Source organism: Staphylococcus succinus (assembly GCF_029024945.1).
GTDB lineage: Bacteria > Bacillota > Bacilli > Staphylococcales > Staphylococcaceae > Staphylococcus > Staphylococcus succinus.
On the sequence record NZ_CP118976.1, the window covers coordinates 1,513,836 to 1,532,916 of the forward strand.

A 19,081-nucleotide genomic window follows, 5' to 3' on the forward strand; every position below is an offset into this window, starting at 1 on the left:
GCATCCCTTTCTACCTAGAGGGGTGCTTTCTGATGCTTTGAAATGTATTTACTAAGATTATTTAAACTAATATAGCTATAGCTATTTTTAATACAACAGTACGACACCTATCATTCTTGTACGTCAGCAGTTAACCTCATAAATTGTTTACTTCTTTAAATTTGTATAACTTAGTACAATATATTGTAAATTTAATCTTTGAATATTGTTAATGTATTTATACATATTAATTTATTTATACACTTATGATATGCTTAAATCATTAAAAGAAAGGGGTAACTATTTTATGAACAAAAAAATCTTTACACTTAGTTCTAGTCTTTTAGCAACGACAATGTTTTTGACACATAATCCTATCGAAGCATCAGTCGAGGGTGAAACTGAATTAAAAAATGATGCCATTGAGAAAGTTTCCGAAACATTTCACTATCAAGATAAAGGACTAAGACCTACAGGAGAAGTGGAAGATAAAGATTCGTATTATATTATTCCAACATATCAATCTACAGGCGTCGGTGGTATAAAAATTATAAAAGTGGATAAATCCAATGGTCAATTATTATTTGGAGATAAAGATGCTAATGATTTTAAAACATCTGGTACGTTAAAACTCGATGACTATGAGTTAGCACAAGAAAATAATGAAATTACTACACCGTCTGGTAAACAACTTACGATTGAGAAAGATTCAGAAGATAAACTACCAGAATCCGGAGAATCTATACCTTTTCAACATACTTTGTATAGTACATTTGTATTGATGTTAGGTATCAGCATAATTATGCTGAATAAATTCAGAAAAAAAGCATAGTTTATAACCTTATTAAAATAAAAAAGCCAACCTTTCATAGGTTGGTTTTTTATAATTTATTATCGATCATTGAAGTTCAAATGTTAATTCTCTGCTTCAATTTTATTTATTATTTTTATTAAATGTTACAAAGTAAGTTGCTTATCGTAAAATTTTTCGAAAACCTTTGCTAAATCTTCTTTCGCACTGTCTAAAACTTCTTCTTCTGGTAAAATCGCTGTCCCTTGAGCACGAGCTACGTATAACGCATCAAAGCCCATGATGTCTTCAAACATAGCTTTTAAGTATTGATATGAGAACTCAAGCGGAGTATAGCGATCATTGTTAGTATATATTGATCCACTAGCCTGTAGATATAGCGCTTTATAATTATCAGTCATTAATCCAACTGAACCTTCATTCGTATATTGGAACGTTTGGCGTGCAAGTAATATATTATCCATGTAATCTTTCAAACGAGATGTTACGTTAAAATTGTGCAGTGGTGAAATGATGACTATACGGTGCTTATTTTTAAACTGGGTTAATAATCCGGAAGTAATGACTTCAATTTCCTTTTCTTTTTCACTTAATGTTTCTTGGTTACGCTGTTTATTCCAAATATGCAATAATTCTGTTGTTTCTATACGGGGTAAATTGATTGCGTATAAGTTCAATATTTCAGGGTTATCATCTGGAAATTCAGCCTTATATTTTGCTAAAAACAACTCTTGTAATTTATAAGTAAAGCTACCTTTATTTTCACAATCTGGGTGAGCATTAATGATTAATGTTTGCATATACATTCTCCTTCTTACTTGATAAACTAAGTATAAAATTCAATGGTGCCTAAATACGACACCATTAAAGGAGAAATTATGAAAAAATCTGAGCGATTAAATCAAGAACTCATTTTCTTAAGTGATAAATCTTCATTTCATTTAAAAGATATTATGAACGCGTTTAATATATCCAAAAGAACTGCATTAAGAGATATACAAGAACTTGAAGCTATGGGACTAGGTATTTATGTTGAAAATGGTCGCTATGGCGGATATAAATTGATTACTCAAAATTTATTGACTCCTGTTTATTTTAGCAATGATGAAATATTAGCTATCTTTTTTGCACTTAAAGCATTAGATATATTATCCAGCACCCCTTTTGAAAAATCTTATACTCAAATTAAAGAAAAACTATTCGCTACTTTACCATTTAATAAGAAACAAGATATTTCTAAAGTTTTAAATTACATTTATTACTATAATATAGCCCCTATTAATAAATCCCCATTTTTATCTGATATATTAATTTCTATAATGAACGAATACGTGGTTTCAATAACTTATACGCAACATAAAAATATAACAACTTATATTCAAATCTATGATCTGTTTTATAGGAATGGCATCTGGTTCTGTAGTGCGTATGATATTAATAATGAACAATGGGGAACTTATCGCTGTGATTATATCACTGCTTTAAAATTCAAGAATCATGAAATTACGCCTTATTCGAGAGAAGCGTTAGAACAGTTTCAAACTAACTATGAAGATACATACCATAATATCTCTTTTAGGTGTCAGCTAACCTCTTTGGGCGTAGAATTATATCATAAGAAAAATTATCCAAATATGGAATTAGTGTATATTGATGATGTCCCTTATATTACTGGAGGCTATAACGAAGACGAACTTACTTATATGGTGCAATATTTAATTTCATTAGGTGAACATGTGAAAATCATCTATCCTGAACAACTTAAAAATAGCTATATAAATAAATTAAAAAGTATTTTAAATACGTATAATTAATGTATTATTGGGTAAACCCTTGAGGAAGGAACGCATTGATGCGCAGACGAAAGTTACAATCGTTGATGTAATTGCAGTTATAAAAAGCAGATAAATTGACTTTCCCATTATATCATATTTTGTTTTTAGTGTTTTAAAAGCGTTTATTAAATACAAAAAAGCTGTAAGGTATATACCTTACAGCTTAGGAAACGCTAGATTATAACATATGTAAAAAATTTGTACCCATGTATAATAATCGTCTCCAAAAATAGAATGTCTGAAAAACTTTGCGGAGAGGTTACCCATTCCTCTCACTTTAATTAACAATAACTTATAATAACTACACTGTAAACAATCAAATGTTGTAATACGTTTCAATTTTCGGAATATTCCTTTTATCCTTATATTTAACAATAATTAATTCTATATTTTGTTTTTAAAAATTCTCATAAAAGTTTATTTAATGACTATAAACTTTAACATTGAATGAGTATAGTTGAACACTTTATCAAAAAAATTAAAAACACTTCACTTCATTAGAAATTTTCGTCACAATCATTATTATTTAACCAAGCTGATTGTAACGAAAATAGTCAAGCTATCTACAATATTTTAAATATGAGCTTAAATACTTTTAGGGTTTATATACTAGCAAAAGAAGCACCATAATTAACCTCTAATGCCTCTTTATGTTTCTTAGCCAACGTTTTATAAGAAGAATGTGGTGATAGCGAATTCACAGATAAACCAAATCGATCAGTTACGTATTTTAAGTCTTTGACATCTATTTTATTATCCTCATCTGCAAGTAGATACATATAGTAAATGACACCGGAGTTTATAAGTGTAGATATAGATGATATCTCTCCCTCTGTTGCTTCACTTAACACTTTGATTTTACGATATATAAATTGTTTATCTATTTTACCATCTGGTCTATTCGTTGTAGTCACATTCCTAAATACGTATGAACCATCTATAATATCTCTTTCATTTTTAGTGAACTCAGAAGCCCCATTTTTTAAGAGATATGTTTTTTGTGCATGTGATTGCTCTAAATATTTCAATAGGTTTTTAGTGACAGTTAATTTTCTAGTTTTAATTTCTTTAGAATGCTTCTGTTCACTTCTTAACTCTATGACGTACCCATCTTCTACAGGTTTATTATATGCTTCTCTAACATCGTCAATTTTAAGTTCTGAGAGCTCTGTATATTCAAAACCACCTACACCTTCAAATAACGCAACGTACAAAGCAAAATCATTTGAGTTAACAATATCTTTTAAAGCAATTTCTAAATCATTTTTGGAAAGGTGCTTCATTTTATGCTTAGCTGTATATTTGTCTAGCGACCCATATGAAAAAGATTTGAATACGTTAATGTTACTAATCTTTCCACCTTTTTCAATGGCATACTCACAATAGTTTTTAGCTTGATTAAGATAAGTTACTAATGTATTCTTTTGTGATGTATTAATACTATATAAAAATATCTCTACTTCTGCATCTGTAAAGTTATATAAGTCTTTATTTAGTTGTTGTTCTAAAGTTGCACTTCTATTGAATAATGAGCGATAGTAATATCTGTTTTTTTCTGAAACAGTACTTAAAAACTCTTCTTTAAAAAAGTGGTTATAAAACGCCATTTTCAATCTCTCCTCATTTTCTTTTAACCTTATAGCATTTGTTCTAGTTCTCTTAATTTATTGTAAGCTGCTTTTTTAGCTTGTGCATCTTGTTTTTCATGTAGCACGAAATCATACGCTTTATCATATGAATATTCTAAGACATTATTTAAAAAAGCCATATATTTTTTAATATCGCTATTATAGTCATCTTTATATAATTTAACGAAAGCGTTTATATACATTTGTGATCGTAATGTTTTATTTGTTTTCTTAATTTCGTTTATCATTAACAAGATTCCACTTAAGTCATCAGCTATTTTTACTTCTTCTCTTCTATTTTGAATTGTAAAACATTCATCAATCACTTTGGTTAACTGGTTATACGTGATTAAAGAACTTCTGAGTCCTTGTCTTGATTGTCCTGTATAAATCAATTCATCAAACTCTGTATCAGAATCTTTTATAGCTTTAACGACTTTAGCAGATTTTGTTTCTTGTTGCATTTCAGTCACTCTATTTTTAGACCAAGATGTAGCTTTACTATGTTGCGCTTGCCATTTAATTGCTTCAGAAGTTGTAAAGTTACTAAATACTACATTGAATTCAAAACCTATAGTAGGATTTTCTCTAAAAGCTTTTTGTGTCGCTAACAATCTATGATAACCATCTAATACATCTATGCGTGTACCTTCAGTAACAATTAAGCTATGGTCATTAGAATCATACATCAGCTCATCTCCACTGTCTGAGGTTGTTGGCGCTGCGTTTAAATATAACGTACTTTCCTTTAATGTACCATTTAAAAGATGCTTTGTTATTTCATTTACATTTTTTTGGTTGATCGTTGGAATCTTTACAACTGAAGATAGTCTTTTTTCCAATTTGGACTCACGTTGAATATCAAAATTATAATTAATAATACCACTATTTACAAAGTCAGAAATTACTTTAACAGACATCTTAGTACTATAAACATCATTTACTGGTAACGCCGGAGAAAACTCATAGGGCAATTGAATTTCATCTTGCTTTTTGTAAGCTGTAAAATCAAATTGCTTAGCTTCTTGTTGCTCACCTTTTAGAACATATTTATTAAGCATTTCTTCCCTACCCATTACTTTAAACGCTTCCATAATATATAAAGTGATTAATCTAATATCAGTATTCGCAAAAAAGCTATCATCAAGTTCACGTGATGTAAAAGATATAGCAACACCTTCTGGGACACTGTAATTAAAATTCATATTTTTAGCTATCTTTTCTATGTATTCATCATTTTTTTGATTCTTTAACTCAGCCACAATATTTAACAGTATTTCTTTTTTTTCCATTATTACTACCTCTAATTTAGATTTCAATATTTTAATTAATTATGTTTAATTCTTTCTTTATTATATTTTCAATTCCGTTTAATAATGTGATTACGTTTAGTAAAATCACTATATTTCATTTCAATACAAAATATGTTACTTCTATACATATGTACACTTATTGAGCATAAGTTATTTCTTATTATTTATAGCTTACTACAAGAATCATTTTATGACAATACGATTATGCAACTAATTATATTTTATTTCAAACAAGGTAAAAATATCTTGATTTCTAGTTGTATGTCTCATAGTTAGCACATAGAAAATCAATGACTCATAACACATTACCGTTATACTTAAAGGGACTTTTAACGCCCCAAAACTTGTTTAACTGTTAATTTTATTTATCTGTTTTGTTTTTTACAATATATACATATCTATCAAATTTACCCGCCTTTCAATTTTAATAAAGTGGGGTTTATTATTGCTATCCCTTTTCTATTATCATAAAAGGCTTATTATAATACACCACTTTTTATCATGACCTTACTATATTTTATTTCATTTTATTCGTAATACAATAACTATATGGTTTATGTACAACATGTCATGTGTGTTGTTATATAATCGGTACGAGATAGCTTGTTGTGTGGAGTATGAGCAAAATTGGATAAGATGGATTGAATGAGAGAATGTGAGTGTTCGGGATAGTTGACACTTGATATAATTTGACCCGGTAAAACGGCTAAAAACTTCAAAAAATTTTATTGATACATCATTATATACGACACCAACAATATTAAAGATGAATCACTTAAATTGGAAAACCAATCAAATATATACTGGATTATTATCCTTATCATTTTTCCTACCTGCATATAGCATCCCTACATTTTTATATATTATTTCTATTTTTCGCCTAACGTTGTATTCACCTTAAATTACTAAACTCAATTTAATTCAAAAACATACTACTTTCATTAAATAAATTTTACTCTTAGTAAATTAGAAAAATAGCCTGTCTCATGTAAAGACAGGCTATTTTTCTAGTTTTCCTTATTTTTTCCATCTTGCCTAAAGTAATACAATAGTAGCAATCACCGTTCTTCAGATCTATAGTATATTGCTTAACCCTAATAATAAGTTTAATATAGTTAACTGTTCTGGTACTGTGTTTCGAGAGACTTCTGGATGTGATGTAATCATCTTATCTTTCACGTTTATTTTATTAATATTTTGTTCATCTATCCTGCTCGTTTCATTGTAATATAACGGTACCTCATCGCTGCAAATGACATATTTATCATAAGTATTCTGTTTATTTAAATTACCATTAATTGTTGGTACTAAATCTTCTTTTCGAATATCTTTTAAAAATCTTCTATCATTTTGCTCTAACTTTCCACCAATATTTACAATTGGGTCTACAGCTAATGTTTTTAAATCTAAAGCAGCACCATGATATATAGCACCTGTTCCCCCTTTTGATCCACCATATAAAACTATGTTTTCAGTAGTAATATCTAGTTGACTTTGAACAGATTCAATTGCTCCTTTAATATCTCTTTCATATTCTGGATAGTTCGTAGTATTGATGTAGTGTGAACCATGCGACACATTGATATCCATAATTCTCATTGTATACACATTTTTCACTAAGCTCTTTTCAATTCCATCAAAAAATTTGGGAAACATACGCTTAGGTATAAGCGAACTATCGTATTCTTTCGCATTAGGCATGCAAGTAAATATAACTAATAATTTTCGTGGCACTTCCTCATTCACTTTTCTTCCTTCCGGAGCATCAAGTGTATAGAATAAATGATTAAATTTGATGAGATCTTTTCTTTGGAATAATTCTCCTACATATTCTCTTTTATAAAATTTTGATATCGTTTTTTGATGAAAATACAATATATAATCTTGCTTTAATAAATCCTTGTATTGTTGATGAATATCTGCTGATTTTCGTGCTTTTTGTATATAGTTTTCTTGATCACCTGTATCTATTAAAATTCTCTTTTGATCTTCAAATTTAATTTTCTCCTTTAAATCAAAAACTTTATTTTCCATTAACTTTTCCTCACATTATTTATTTAAAAACTGTATCTAAAATCTTATTTGTTGCTCCAATTGAATCCTTATTCATTAATGTTTTAGTAACTGAGTTGTAATTTATCCTCTTTATTCTAGTTAGCTGATTCGCCAACTTCACTTCATCTTTCGCAGCTTCTGGAAAATTACCTATTTCTTCTAAATCAAAATAAAATCCTACTTCTTGTTGATAGTCATTTGTATCTTCTTGTAATAAGAAAATAGGCTTATTTAAATGCGCATAATCAAATATAGTTGAAGAATAATCTGTAATCATTGCTTCACTTAATATATATAACTCTTGAATATCAACAAATTCATTATAAAAACAATGTATTCTCGAGTCTAGATTATTATATCTACCACGTAGCCTTGATTCATTTGGATGCAACTTAACGATTATTTTGTATTCTTCTGGTAAATTTTGTAGTAACTTAATTAAATTTATTTTTGTTAGGCTATCTCTTTGTCCTTTTCTCCATGTCGGACAGTATAATATATATTTTGCATTCGGATCGTGCTCAAATAGATATTTATTTTGAATTCTGTTCCACTCTTCTACACTATTATTATTTAATAGATATTCATTTTTGGGTGCTCCTGATTCAATTATATTCAGTTTATTGTTTTTTTGTAATTGAAATGCTGATTGAAGCAACATAGTATTGATATCAGAAGAAGTTATGAGATAGTCCCATTTCTTCATTCTAGGTATGAACTGTTTTAATTGTGCTTCCTTCTCTTGCACATTACTCAGGTCATTCACCATTTTTTTAAGTGGAAAGCCATGCCATGTTTGAATAAATACTTGCCTACTGTCTTTAGATACTTTATCCCATGAGTTACCATTCATAAATACATACTTACAAGCACGAAACGTTTTCTTGTATTTTTCTGATCCAAATCTAACAGGTATAAAACCATGATTTCTAATTTCTATATCTACTAATGAATTAGATGAACTTACAAACACTTTTTTATCCTTAAATTGTTCCTTTATTTTTAATGCAATATATTTAGGATCACCGCTAAAGTTACTTCCGTGGAATGACTCAATAAACACCTTGTTTTCTTCAGGATCTATATCATCAAGTATTTTCATCTCAAGCTTATTTTTTCGATAATCATATAGCTTTCTCATTTTAGTAAATACTATATTACTATTTAACAATTTATTGAAAAACTCTTTGCTCTTTAATTTTTCATACATATTCTTTCTACGATTTAATTTATGCAACTTAGCTGTGTTATCTCTTTTTAACTTATAGATTGGACTATGCGATTTGTTATCATTACTAAGTACTTCATATAGTCTTTTTAGATACTCTTCAGCATAATTATCATTAACAAAGTCTTCTGTTAAATTACCCACATCTTCTTGTCTTTCATTTCTTGTATATTTATTATCAAATACTTCTAAGACTTTTTTACTGTCTGCTATTAAATTCTTTTCTAGGAATTTGATGCCATTATACTTACTGTATATTTCCTCAAGTACATTATCGTCACCTCTGTATACGAGTGACTGATTACCAGCTGCTAAAGTTTCTAATATAGAATACCCGAGTGTTTCATATGGAGAAGTTGAAACATAAACATAATTAACTGGCTCTTTACCATTAATATGCACATTACTCTCTAAGTTATAATACTTAACTAAATTCTTATATAAAGTCTCTGAAGGCCCATATCCTTTGATGTACAGTTGAATGTCTTGTCTATCTGTATTTTTCTTAATATAATTCATTAGTTTTATTACATATGAAATATCTTTTATTTCATCTTCGAATCTAGATTTAATTAATAAATTTCTTTTTGTATTAGAGGGATTTTCATTAATTTTTATATGTTGAGCATTTACATAATTATTAAAAACCGAATTAAATTCATATTTTATTTCAAACTTACCTTTAATTGACTTAGTGCTAACTCTAATACTATCGATAGTGTCTAATGATAAGTCTATATCTTCACTAATATATTCAAGAGGCCCGTGTATTTCTCCAACTATTTTAATGCCTTCATTTTTTTGCTTAACAATACGTGAACATTTAAACAGGTCTTCCCTAGTAATGATTAAAATATCGCCATTAGACATTTCATCATAATCTTCCATTGTATAAACTTTAAATTTAGCTGATTCAAATCTTTCATGTATAATTAATTTTGTAATTTCACTTGGCTCAAAATCCTGTTTATTAAAATATTTAACTTCATGGCCATTTTCCAAAAAAGCTTTAATTAAATTGATATTACTTCTAGATGTGCCGCCCTTAGCAAAAATATTAAACCCTAAAATGTTTATTCTCATTTTCACACCAAAACTCCCTATTTTTTTGTCGGTTAATATTATCTGAATAAACTGTCTTCCCTAACAATTCTATTCCTTATGACTAACATAATACTATATGCTCCAAACAAAATCTATATTATTTTTATATTTTATCATTAATTTTTTGTAAATAAAAAATTAACCATATCTAGCAAGATATAGTTAACTAGTATTTATGATAGTAATATCAAAAGGCAGACTGACTATAATTGTTTTACAAAGGTTATTCACTGCGTTTTTTATATCTTATGTCTGTATAAATCATTATTATTATAATAACTATGTAAATTACGACAAATGTAGTCATGTCAATCCTGTCAAAGGAGTATAAGAAAAAAGTAAAGAGTGATAGTAGCCATATTATAATATTGATAGCCTTATGTAGTTTCACAGGTTGTACCTCCTTCGAATATTTATGATAACACATTAATAAATATCAAAAAATTAGGAGTTACAAAAGATAAAATTCCGACATATAATTATAAGTAATATAATATTCAAAACAACAGTTAATTTAACTTATTGTAAAACATGGCATTTGAATGATGTTATATCGGTTTAGTATCATGCACCTACTTCAAAAATATTTTGATTTACGACTACTCCCCCAAAAATTAACAAACTTATTATATTTTATTACTTATTATGTCAAAAGCGTGTTTATCTGATTGTAGATCATGGAGTACATTAAATTTTGAATTTATTTCACTAAGTTATTGTGAGTCATTTTTCTTCTGCGACTTTGACTATATAAGCAAGGATTAGAATTAACGGTAAAGCTGTAGTTACATTACCATTATTAAAAACGGCAAGAAACAGTTAGCTGCTGCAATATAAATGACCCCTAAGAGAATTGAAAGTATTATTGAATTTTTCATTACATTTGTCTCCTATGATTCAATATATTACCAAAACAAATAGAGCTTCCCTTATTTCTATAAGACACAAAAACATGTCACTTAATACAAAACACCGGCTTTCATTTAGACAATATAATTTTAAAAACTTTTTATTTTAAAAAACAAAAAGTTTTTGACATTTATATATTATTATATCATATTAGTAAGAGTGTTTATTAAATTCTTATTAAAAACGAAAGCGTGGATTATTATGAAAGACGTGAAAGATCAGAAAACTTTAGCCAGATTTATTTTGTTGCTAATATGTTTGCTTACTTATTCAATTACAGATATGTATGAAAAATATAACTTAATATCACTCGTTGTATTAGCTGCTGTTGCAGGCGCAGCAATACATTATGTTGTTGAATTTGCATTTTATATATATAAAAATAAAAGATGATAAACTATTTAATAACTTGATGTTCTATATAGTATCAACACAAGAAAAAACGCGTTTAAAAAAACGTAAACACAAGGAGAAGTAATATTGAAATTCATTAAGATCTTCATCGTATTTATGATAGCTTTAATTGTTTATTCTTTATCGAGTCTATTACTAGATTCCTATGATTTAACAACAAGTATAATATCATCATTCATCCTTACAACATTATTTTTCCTTTGGACAAGAAATGAAAAAAACTAATGTTGCTTTATTGACGTTAAGCCTTTATTTTTTTATCTTCCTATTTCTAACTCATACATACTCGAACACTCTAAAAAAGAGCTGATTTAATTAAGGCTTTGATGAATTCAAAGAAGGAAGTGAACGAGATATAGTAAAAATTAAATTAAGAACATATTTAAATAATTTTGTAGGTCTATTATTTTTAACTTACTTCTTGTTATTAACAATTACTAATATCATTAATGTTAAATGGTCTATTGGTTACATAATTATTATTGCTATTGTTTATGTTATTAGAGATTTATATGGACATAAGCAAAGAAGCAAAGCGAAATACTAATCTTACATGATATAACAAGTAACTATAGCATTTACAGTTAGGAGCTTTTTTTGCAATACTTATACGCTTTTTTATTCATTCTTGTATTTATTCCGGCTTGTACATATTACCAATTATCTGTTGGAAGATTTCAAAAAAAGAGATCAGGTAAAAGTAATGCTGAATTGAAAATTGATAAAAAACATTTGATCATTGGAGCATGTTTTTATACACTATTATCAATTTTAGTAGTAATAATTTACCTAGATAATTAATATAATTCGTACTATCGTTTATATTTTTTCTCACTTTTAATTAGTTTTATTTTCAAAAAGAAAAGCATCTAGATTTGATAGTAATATTTCGGATAAAGTGTTTTTTTAATTAAATAAGAGAGGTACATTATGTTCAATATAAGAGACAATGATTACACCAAAAGATCAATAAAGATATTTATACTAGCAACAATTATTTTCATAATTACGTTTGTTCTAGCAATTATCTTTACACCCTCACTCGCAACATTAAAAAATTTAGGTTCTGGCACTTCTAGTAAACTTTCAGAAGCTCGTGGTTTGAAAAAAGTTTGGGAATACATAATAAATAATGGATTTAAAACACCTTTACAAATGCTGACCATCGCCATGATTCCAATCCCATTTTTATATTTCGCTAATCTAATTAGTACAATTATAATTACAGGTATTCTTTTTGGATTTGCAGTTCATCTTGATGTTTACAAAGGCTCTATAATGGTTCTATCTTCAATGCCACATACAATCATCGAGATACTTGCAATGTGCTTTGTTATCAGTAGTTTATATAAATTAAATCAAGCGATTATTAGAAAAATCGGCAATCTTTTCAGGAAAAATAAAAAAGAAAGGTTCTCTCTTAAATTAGCTATAATTAATTTATTTAAAATCTACGTTTTTATTGCTTTACCTTTATACATAATAGCAGCATTTATAGAAACATATTTCCCCTCTTTTATAGATAATTTGTTTCACTAATTAATAAGTTGTTTTACTTTGTAAAACTAAATAACAATACCATCTATTTTATCTAAGTTGACTCTTTGTTTTTACATATCTTCACTTGGATTTTAAGAGGTATTTTGAAGTATTCGTCTTTCTTAAAATGCAGATGTGAGCAAAATAAACACGCTTGAATGCCATACACAAAGTTATGAAGAAGAAATCATAAAGATAGCAACAACTAAATTACATAAAAATTGAGGAGGTACACATATATGATAGTTACAATTTTAATATTGATACTAATAGTTAATTTATTAGAAGCCTTATATCTAGGAATAAAGTTTCGGGAATTAAAAAAAGAAATGCAGCTGATAAAGAATATAAAAAATTGGTAGATAAGTTATCTCCATTAATGTCTGTAACATTTATTATATCAATAATTATCCTAGTTATACTTTGGATTATTGCATAAAAATTCGAACATTTTATTTATTATAGCTTCTTCATGTTCATCATTATCCTTTTAGATAGTAAACTTAAGAATATAAAGGGAGGATTACTGATGCGTTTAGTTAAATATTTCATACTCATATTCATAGTCTTTTTTATACTAGACATTATATTTTTTGGGGTTGTTACAAAAGAAATTAACATTATAAGAATATTATTATCATCATTAATATTTGCGACGATAATGACCTATTTCAATCACTTTACGAGTAAATTCACAAAAAGATAAACTCGCTTAAAAAAGTTGAGTATAGTTTGATAAAAAACAAAATATTTTTTAATTAGCCTGTTTTACATCCATATACCTTTCAGCGTTATATTACATATAAAAATACTGTTTAAAACACTTTTAAAAAGACGTTATATCTATCTAGTATCAAGACAAGAAGAAACTCATTTCAAACCAAAAGAGTCAGGAAAGTTGGTAAGTTATTCTAATATCAAATTTAAAAAAGAAGGTGATTGAAATGAAAATTTCATGGATTTTTTGGTGGACTATAGGGGCTATTGAATTTTTAAGCTTTATAAGCTTTACTATTTTTCTTTGGACAAGAAATGTAGACGCATCAGGCGCTATACAAACTACTGAATTGAAATGGATCAACATAGCTGTTTTAGGTACTGCGTATGTCATGCCATTCATAATACAAATAATATGGTTAATAATTAACCTATTTTTATCAAAAAGGCAAAATAAAATGGCTTAAGTTATTTACAATAATCTATTGCCTATTTACATAACTAAATCATCAAAAGAATAAAGAGAGACTAGATTTATTATCTAGCCTCTTTTTATTCTGCCTTTAAATATGTAATTAATTTAGGGATTAATAGACTAATTAAATAAATAATAGCTGTATTAATAACAACTGATTCAATAAGTGTTACTGGCTTAAAATAACCTAATACCTTATCATTCGAATTCAATATTGCAACTATAACTGCTTTATACTATTCAATCGATAGCATATTGAGTGTTATACACATGATTCCAAATATAATATAACCGATGACTGTAAATGATAAATAATTTGAACTTTTCCTCACCTCTATAGAATATTAAGATAAGAAGAAACTCGTTTCTAAAAACCAATAAAAGTGCCTAAAATCAAACTTTTTTATTATTCTTTTTTCTTCATTTAAAGCAACGCCAACACCTAACCTATCGCTATCCCAGCAACAGTGCCAAAGGTCCCATGACAGCAGATAAAACAACTCCAAATATTATACAATAAAGAATAATATTAGAATTCTTCTTTAATAAATTTTTCAAAATAAAAAACTCACTAATTATTATTAACTGTCTGCTGCTTTTATTCCTTTCTTTTTATCAATTTCAAGTTGACAAAAATAATAATTTGTCATTTAATATAGTTAACTGGTTAACAAAATAAAAAAGGAGATTTCACCTTGAATAAAAAAGATGAAGTTATCAAATCTCTTGAAAAATTTATAGTTGAAAGAGAGAACAGTAATAAAAAAAGAATTTATAGGAAAAGTGAGAATAAGATTGATTTGTCTTTAACACAATTCCATATAATAGAAATAATTGATAAAAAAGAAAAAGTAAATAATAAATTATTAGTACAGGATTTAAAGATTTCTGCACCTGCTATTTCAAAATCTATGCGTAAGTTATTAGATCTTAACCTAGTCGAAGAAACCTATCTTGAAGAAAACAGAAAAGAGAAATACTACAAACTAACTTCTAAAGGATCAGTATTTGCCAATGTCCACGAAGAATTACATAAGCGTGCGACCAATAAATACAATGAAATATTAAATGATTTTGAGGAAGAAGAATTAGAAGTAGTTATAAAGTTTTTAAATAAAGTAACAAAAAGTCTTAAAGAGGATTAAAGGAGAGATATCATGCTAAAAAATGACAAAGTAAAACGTACAATGCTTATTGTATTCGGATTTATGGCGTTTTTTGCTTCTTTAATACAAAATATATACACACCTATCATTCCCCAATTGCAAAGCGACTTTAATGTCTCTTTGCTATGGGTTAATACAACTGTTGGAGGGTTTATATTCATAGTTGCAATAATGCAAATTATTTTAGGAAAGTATATTGATTCGAAAAATCCAAAAAGCATGTTATTAATAGCAATTGGTATTACATTATTAGGAAGCATCGCTTGTACTATGACAAATACATTTATCATTTTCGCAATATTCCGTCTTTTACAGGCTATAGGATGTGGTATGATCCCATTAATCGTTATTACATTGCTAGCAGATTTGTCATCTGACGATAACCGATCATCTATGATGTCTAATTATCAAATAATATTATCTTGTGCACCTGCATTAGCACCAATACTTGGTGGATTAATAGGTAATGATTATGGTTATAAAGGAATTTTCTTGGTATTAACTGCTGTATCGATTATTCTACTCATTGTAACTATATTTATAAAAATACCAGAGGTAAATAAATACAATAAACCGAAGAATTCTGTAAAGTATGTGTCCTTCTTTAAATCGAAATCTTATAATATTATGATTTCTTTTGGATTTTTAATTTTCTTCACCTATTTTGCATTATTAGTATATTTACCTATTCTTTTAACAAGAATATATAATATATCTACTGCTTTAACCGGTTTTTTATTCTTACCAATTACCGTCAGCATAATATTAGGTAGCTTTACTTATAAGAAATTAGCTAAAAATGTTTCTAATACTGTTGTATTCAAATTAACTATGATTATATTCCCAATTTTATTAATACTATTTAGCATTCTAAACCAAACTAATATTTATATATTATCAATTAACATATTCTTAATTGGACTAATTGTAGGTATCATACCTGCTCTTATATCTACAAATTTATCATCAGAATTTCCTAATAAAAAAGGAGCTGCTTTAGGCGCATTTAATTTTATTAGATATACAGGGATGGCACTTGGCTCTATAGCAGTAGGATTATTTAATATATATAATGTATCCATACTGTTTGTTGCTATAGCTATACTTTTATTAATATTGGCTTCCGTATATTTTCTATCAAAGAGACAACATAAGTTAATAACTAATAAAGCCTATAATAGTTAGACAAATTACCCCTCACCAGATAAAACAAAATCTGGTGAGGGGTATTGAAATAAAATATGAATTTTATTACTATATATAATTAAGATCGAATAACAAAATATTATATATTGTAACAAGATAAAAAGAAACTCATTAAATATAATAGAATGAATGTTCTAATAAGTTAATAAGAATAACCATCCATTAATATATATGGGTGGTTTGATATGTATCAAGATTAAGAAGATACTTATTTTCAACTCGTTTCAGATTCGCTTTTTTCTTCATAAATCACAGTCGCTGAAATATATAACCAATTGCTGTTAGTTTGTATTTCTAAAACTTTGATATTATCTTTTTTTAAAATGCATTTACCCTTTTATCCAGAGTTTTTTCGGTGAATGCAGTAAACGTTTTAATTTGCATGAATAGTCTCCTTTGTTTTAAGTATATGAGTTTATATCCCAGACTCTTTGATTTATTTTAAATTAGTTTGATAAATAAACGTGATAATAATTTAAGCGAAGTTTATACTATGTATATTTCTAAATTAATTATTGTGAGTCATTTTTATTTTCTTTTATGATTTTAACTATATAAGCAATAATTAAAATTAAGAGCAATGCTGCACTTACTACTGTTATATAGTTACCATTGTTAAATAAGAAAGGAACACAAAGTATAACTACTGTACTATATATAATACCTAAAACAACAGATAATATAATTGGTATTTTCATTATAGAACCACCTTATATATTCTTATTTTTTGATATTATATATAATATTAAGAAATAATATTTCTAAAGAAACGGATTATCAAACTGCACATATCAAGAAATAATGAAATAGTCACCTCTTTCATCTCTTTTTTAATTCTTTTATTTTTCACTAACATAACACCCTCTAATTTTAATAAATATTGATCCAAACTAAATCTTATCTAATACCTGTGTTTTTCTATATTCTTTTTCAATTTCAAAACGAAAGAAAAAACAGCACATACAATAACGATCAATATCAAAATAGATAATAAAGTCATGCTAGAACCTATAATATTCACTCTAAATGAAGAGCTACCATTTGATTCAAAATGAGCATATGTATTAAAGATAAACATTAATAAAATACCAACACCAGCAAGAATACCTACAACATCAAAAATCAATTTTATATAGGGATATTTAATATTTTTAGTTAACATACAACCACTCCTTACTATACTCGATATAAGATCGTAAAATTAGAATTTTTTATTTATGTCATTTAACAAATTGTAATCATTTTTATTTTTCATCGTTTTAATAAATATTGGATAAAAAATAATAAGCAAAGCTATTAATATTTTCGGAGTCATATTAAAAACATCCCTTTCTTTTTAAAATAATATGCAGATACATCATCACAATTATTTTACTCTTTATCATTCGCATAAATTTTTGTGAAGATCAAAAGAATAGCAGCTAAAAAAATTATAAATATAGGCATAAAATCTCCTTTTAGTATGTTACCTGTTTAATGAATCATTGAATTTATATATCATCTCTATCTTTCCAACTGTTTCTTGTCTTAACAAGTAAATAAATGGCATTTATCCCCATTACAACAGTATAAATTATTGTTAAAGTTAAATTATCAAATTGATAAATAAAAATGAGACCGACTAATAAAAATACATTTAATATAGTTGATATAAGAAATCCCATGCCTTTTGTATTATTATCTTTCATAAAATTCACCTCCTATTTTGATTAAGTTTAATATAACTATTTTATTCCTTCTTAAAATACCTTATAGCAAGGTTACAGACCTAACTATTAACCAAAGAAGAGCAACACTATTATTATAGAAATGAGCAATAAATCTACTACTATATATTTGATATTGTTCTCTAAAAAACTGGGTATAATACTGATTATTATACTTATTAGAAATATAGCTGAAATGATACTGTTTAAGTAATCTAAAAAAGACCATTCAAACATTTCTTTTAAAACGGAAATTAAAAGTAAGCATAGTAGAGACGGAAAAAATATAATACTTGATAATCTTTCATAGCTTTTGTAGTTTTTGAGTGCTTTTAACACGAATTATTTCTCCTAGAATCTTATATTTATTCCTTTAAGAATATGTAGTTATTTAGATTTCCTTTTATAACACATGAAATATGTCAATAAACTACAAATTAATATGAACAAAAATATAGCCATATTATTATCAACTCCTTAACCATCATCTTCATTGAAGAATAAATAGAAATATGCAATTATGCCTATTGGCACACCAATAAAAGGTGTTATAAAAATACATCCTAAGACAATACATAATACTAAGTATATGACATCTGTAGAGTCCCATCGGTAATTCATTAACATTTCTTTTATCTCTTTAAACTTCATCATTACCCCCCTCTAGTAAAATTAGCAAATATAAATAACCACTTTTAAAATATTAACTATTTTGTAAAACAATTCATTTATATTTATATTGTATAACAAAATTCCAATGAATTCTAGAACAGAAATAAATTATAAAATTGTTTGATTAAAATAAATTAACTAAAAAGAACAGGTATGAAAACTGCATTAAGTGTTGTCTTCTATATCTTTGAATCTTTTAGTATTTTATTTTCTTTTGTTGGAATGTCTGTGCTATTCGATCCTAATAAAACTCAGAAAGGTATCGATGTCTTTCTAATAATTTCCTTTATAGGTTGGGGCGTAAGTTTTATTATATTAGATGAT

The 19,081-nt window shown here is 27.0% G+C and carries 17 protein-coding genes; 7 read left to right on the forward strand and 10 right to left on the reverse strand.

Annotated elements, in window-relative coordinates; genetic code table 11:
• The first annotated feature begins 286 nt into the window (after nt 1-286).
• Nucleotides 287-811 (forward strand): hypothetical protein, encoded by a 525-nt coding sequence (locus PYW31_RS07440; protein ID WP_046838156.1) that lies wholly within the window; start codon nt 287-289, stop codon nt 809-811.
• Nucleotides 812-936: 125 nt separating this feature from the next.
• Here the strand turns inward: PYW31_RS07440 and PYW31_RS07445 are convergent, their stop codons facing one another.
• Nucleotides 937-1,590, reverse strand: coding sequence for an FMN-dependent NADH-azoreductase (locus PYW31_RS07445; RefSeq protein WP_046838157.1), 654 nt, complete (start codon nt 1,588-1,590; stop codon nt 937-939).
• Between the two features lie 78 nt (nt 1,591-1,668).
• Between PYW31_RS07445 and PYW31_RS07450 the strand changes: the two genes are divergently transcribed.
• Complete coding sequence (locus PYW31_RS07450; RefSeq protein WP_046838158.1) at nt 1,669-2,604, forward strand: helix-turn-helix transcriptional regulator; 936 nt, start codon at nt 1,669-1,671, stop codon at nt 2,602-2,604.
• A 623-nt stretch (nt 2,605-3,227) separates the two neighbouring features.
• Here PYW31_RS07450 and PYW31_RS07455 read toward each other — a convergent pair.
• The 4 genes from PYW31_RS07455 to PYW31_RS07470 all read right to left on the reverse strand — a co-directional run bounded on the left by PYW31_RS07455 (nt 3,228) and on the right by PYW31_RS07470 (nt 9,932).
• The gene (locus PYW31_RS07455) at nt 3,228-4,232 is read right to left on the reverse strand and encodes a phage lytic cycle repressor MrpR family protein (RefSeq protein ID WP_046838159.1); all 1,005 of its coding nucleotides are present in this window, start codon (nt 4,230-4,232) and stop codon (nt 3,228-3,230) included.
• A gap of 29 nt (nt 4,233-4,261) precedes the next feature.
• Nucleotides 4,262-5,545, reverse strand: a complete 1,284-nt coding sequence (locus tag PYW31_RS07460) for a ParB N-terminal domain-containing protein (RefSeq protein ID WP_046838160.1) — start codon at nt 5,543-5,545, stop codon at nt 4,262-4,264.
• Nucleotides 5,546-6,640: 1,095 nt separating this feature from the next.
• Complete coding sequence (locus PYW31_RS07465) at nt 6,641-7,600, reverse strand: accessory Sec system protein Asp2 (protein WP_103356951.1); 960 nt, start codon at nt 7,598-7,600, stop codon at nt 6,641-6,643.
• Nucleotides 7,601-7,619: 19 nt separating this feature from the next.
• Nucleotides 7,620-9,932 carry a CDP-glycerol glycerophosphotransferase family protein gene (locus PYW31_RS07470; RefSeq protein ID WP_046836391.1) on the reverse strand — a complete coding sequence of 771 codons (2,313 nt, stop codon included), beginning with the start codon at nt 9,930-9,932 and terminating at the stop codon, nt 7,620-7,622.
• Nucleotides 9,933-11,072: 1,140 nt separating this feature from the next.
• On the opposite strand from PYW31_RS07470, the gene PYW31_RS07475 reads away from it, so the two are divergent.
• The 3 genes from PYW31_RS07475 (at nt 11,073) to PYW31_RS07485 (ending at nt 13,999) form a co-directional block, all read left to right on the forward strand.
• The gene (locus PYW31_RS07475) at nt 11,073-11,255 is read left to right on the forward strand and encodes a hypothetical protein (RefSeq protein WP_275115335.1); all 183 of its coding nucleotides are present in this window, start codon (nt 11,073-11,075) and stop codon (nt 11,253-11,255) included.
• A 951-nt stretch (nt 11,256-12,206) separates the two neighbouring features.
• On the forward strand, nt 12,207-12,815 hold the full coding sequence (locus PYW31_RS07480) for a stage II sporulation protein M (RefSeq protein ID WP_046836382.1): 609 nt from the start codon (nt 12,207-12,209) through the stop codon (nt 12,813-12,815).
• Nucleotides 12,816-13,759: 944 nt separating this feature from the next.
• Nucleotides 13,760-13,999: a DUF3923 family protein gene (locus PYW31_RS07485; protein WP_046836381.1), complete on the forward strand. Its 240-nt coding sequence runs from the start codon at nt 13,760-13,762 to the stop codon at nt 13,997-13,999.
• An 85-nt stretch (nt 14,000-14,084) separates the two neighbouring features.
• Here PYW31_RS07485 and PYW31_RS07490 read toward each other — a convergent pair whose 3' ends face one another.
• On the reverse strand, nt 14,085-14,219 hold the full coding sequence (locus tag PYW31_RS07490; RefSeq protein WP_275115336.1) for a hypothetical protein: 135 nt from the start codon (nt 14,217-14,219) through the stop codon (nt 14,085-14,087).
• Nucleotides 14,220-14,702: 483 nt separating this feature from the next.
• Between PYW31_RS07490 and PYW31_RS07495 the strand changes: the two genes are divergently transcribed.
• Together PYW31_RS07495 and PYW31_RS07500 are read left to right on the forward strand one after the other, a co-directional pair.
• Nucleotides 14,703-15,152: a MarR family winged helix-turn-helix transcriptional regulator gene (locus tag PYW31_RS07495; RefSeq protein WP_046836380.1), complete on the forward strand. Its 450-nt coding sequence runs from the start codon at nt 14,703-14,705 to the stop codon at nt 15,150-15,152.
• Between the two features lie 12 nt (nt 15,153-15,164).
• On the forward strand, nt 15,165-16,358 hold the full coding sequence (locus PYW31_RS07500) for an MFS transporter (protein WP_046836379.1): 1,194 nt from the start codon (nt 15,165-15,167) through the stop codon (nt 16,356-16,358).
• A 533-nt stretch (nt 16,359-16,891) separates the two neighbouring features.
• Here PYW31_RS07500 and PYW31_RS07505 read toward each other — a convergent pair.
• The 4 genes from PYW31_RS07505 to PYW31_RS07520 all read right to left on the reverse strand — a co-directional run bounded on the left by PYW31_RS07505 (nt 16,892) and on the right by PYW31_RS07520 (nt 18,739).
• Nucleotides 16,892-17,077, reverse strand: coding sequence for a hypothetical protein (locus tag PYW31_RS07505; protein ID WP_046836378.1), 186 nt, complete (start codon nt 17,075-17,077; stop codon nt 16,892-16,894).
• A gap of 203 nt (nt 17,078-17,280) precedes the next feature.
• Nucleotides 17,281-17,541 carry a hypothetical protein gene (locus tag PYW31_RS07510; protein ID WP_046836377.1) on the reverse strand — a complete coding sequence of 87 codons (261 nt, stop codon included), beginning with the start codon at nt 17,539-17,541 and terminating at the stop codon, nt 17,281-17,283.
• A gap of 328 nt (nt 17,542-17,869) precedes the next feature.
• Nucleotides 17,870-18,067, reverse strand: coding sequence for a hypothetical protein (locus tag PYW31_RS07515; RefSeq protein WP_046836376.1), 198 nt, complete (start codon nt 18,065-18,067; stop codon nt 17,870-17,872).
• Between the two features lie 495 nt (nt 18,068-18,562).
• Nucleotides 18,563-18,739 carry a VraH family peptide resistance protein gene (locus tag PYW31_RS07520; RefSeq protein WP_235602238.1) on the reverse strand — a complete coding sequence of 59 codons (177 nt, stop codon included), beginning with the start codon at nt 18,737-18,739 and terminating at the stop codon, nt 18,563-18,565.
• Between the last annotated feature and the right edge of the window lie 342 nt (nt 18,740-19,081).

Bases quoted from the DNA above. Each gene is read 5' to 3' on its own strand.
- PYW31_RS07440 (WP_046838156.1), top strand. From the start codon at position 287: ATGAACAAAAAAATCTTTACACTTAGTTCTAGTCTTTTAGCAACGACA.
- PYW31_RS07445 (WP_046838157.1), bottom strand. From the start codon at position 1,590: ATGCAAACATTAATCATTAATGCTCACCCAGATTGTGAAAATAAAGGT.
- PYW31_RS07450 (WP_046838158.1), top strand. From the start codon at position 1,669: ATGAAAAAATCTGAGCGATTAAATCAAGAACTCATTTTCTTAAGTGAT.
- PYW31_RS07455 (WP_046838159.1), bottom strand. From the start codon at position 4,232: ATGGCGTTTTATAACCACTTTTTTAAAGAAGAGTTTTTAAGTACTGTT.
- PYW31_RS07460 (WP_046838160.1), bottom strand. From the start codon at position 5,545: ATGGAAAAAAAAGAAATACTGTTAAATATTGTGGCTGAGTTAAAGAAT.
- PYW31_RS07465 (WP_103356951.1), bottom strand. From the start codon at position 7,600: ATGGAAAATAAAGTTTTTGATTTAAAGGAGAAAATTAAATTTGAAGAT.
- PYW31_RS07470 (WP_046836391.1), bottom strand. From the start codon at position 9,932: ATGAGAATAAACATTTTAGGGTTTAATATTTTTGCTAAGGGCGGCACA.
- PYW31_RS07480 (WP_046836382.1), top strand. From the start codon at position 12,207: ATGTTCAATATAAGAGACAATGATTACACCAAAAGATCAATAAAGATA.
- PYW31_RS07485 (WP_046836381.1), top strand. From the start codon at position 13,760: ATGAAAATTTCATGGATTTTTTGGTGGACTATAGGGGCTATTGAATTT.
- PYW31_RS07500 (WP_046836379.1), top strand. From the start codon at position 15,165: ATGCTAAAAAATGACAAAGTAAAACGTACAATGCTTATTGTATTCGGA.
- PYW31_RS07505 (WP_046836378.1), bottom strand. From the start codon at position 17,077: ATGAAAATACCAATTATATTATCTGTTGTTTTAGGTATTATATATAGT.
- PYW31_RS07510 (WP_046836377.1), bottom strand. From the start codon at position 17,541: ATGTTAACTAAAAATATTAAATATCCCTATATAAAATTGATTTTTGAT.
- PYW31_RS07515 (WP_046836376.1), bottom strand. From the start codon at position 18,067: ATGAAAGATAATAATACAAAAGGCATGGGATTTCTTATATCAACTATA.
- PYW31_RS07520 (WP_235602238.1), bottom strand. From the start codon at position 18,739: ATGATGAAGTTTAAAGAGATAAAAGAAATGTTAATGAATTACCGATGG.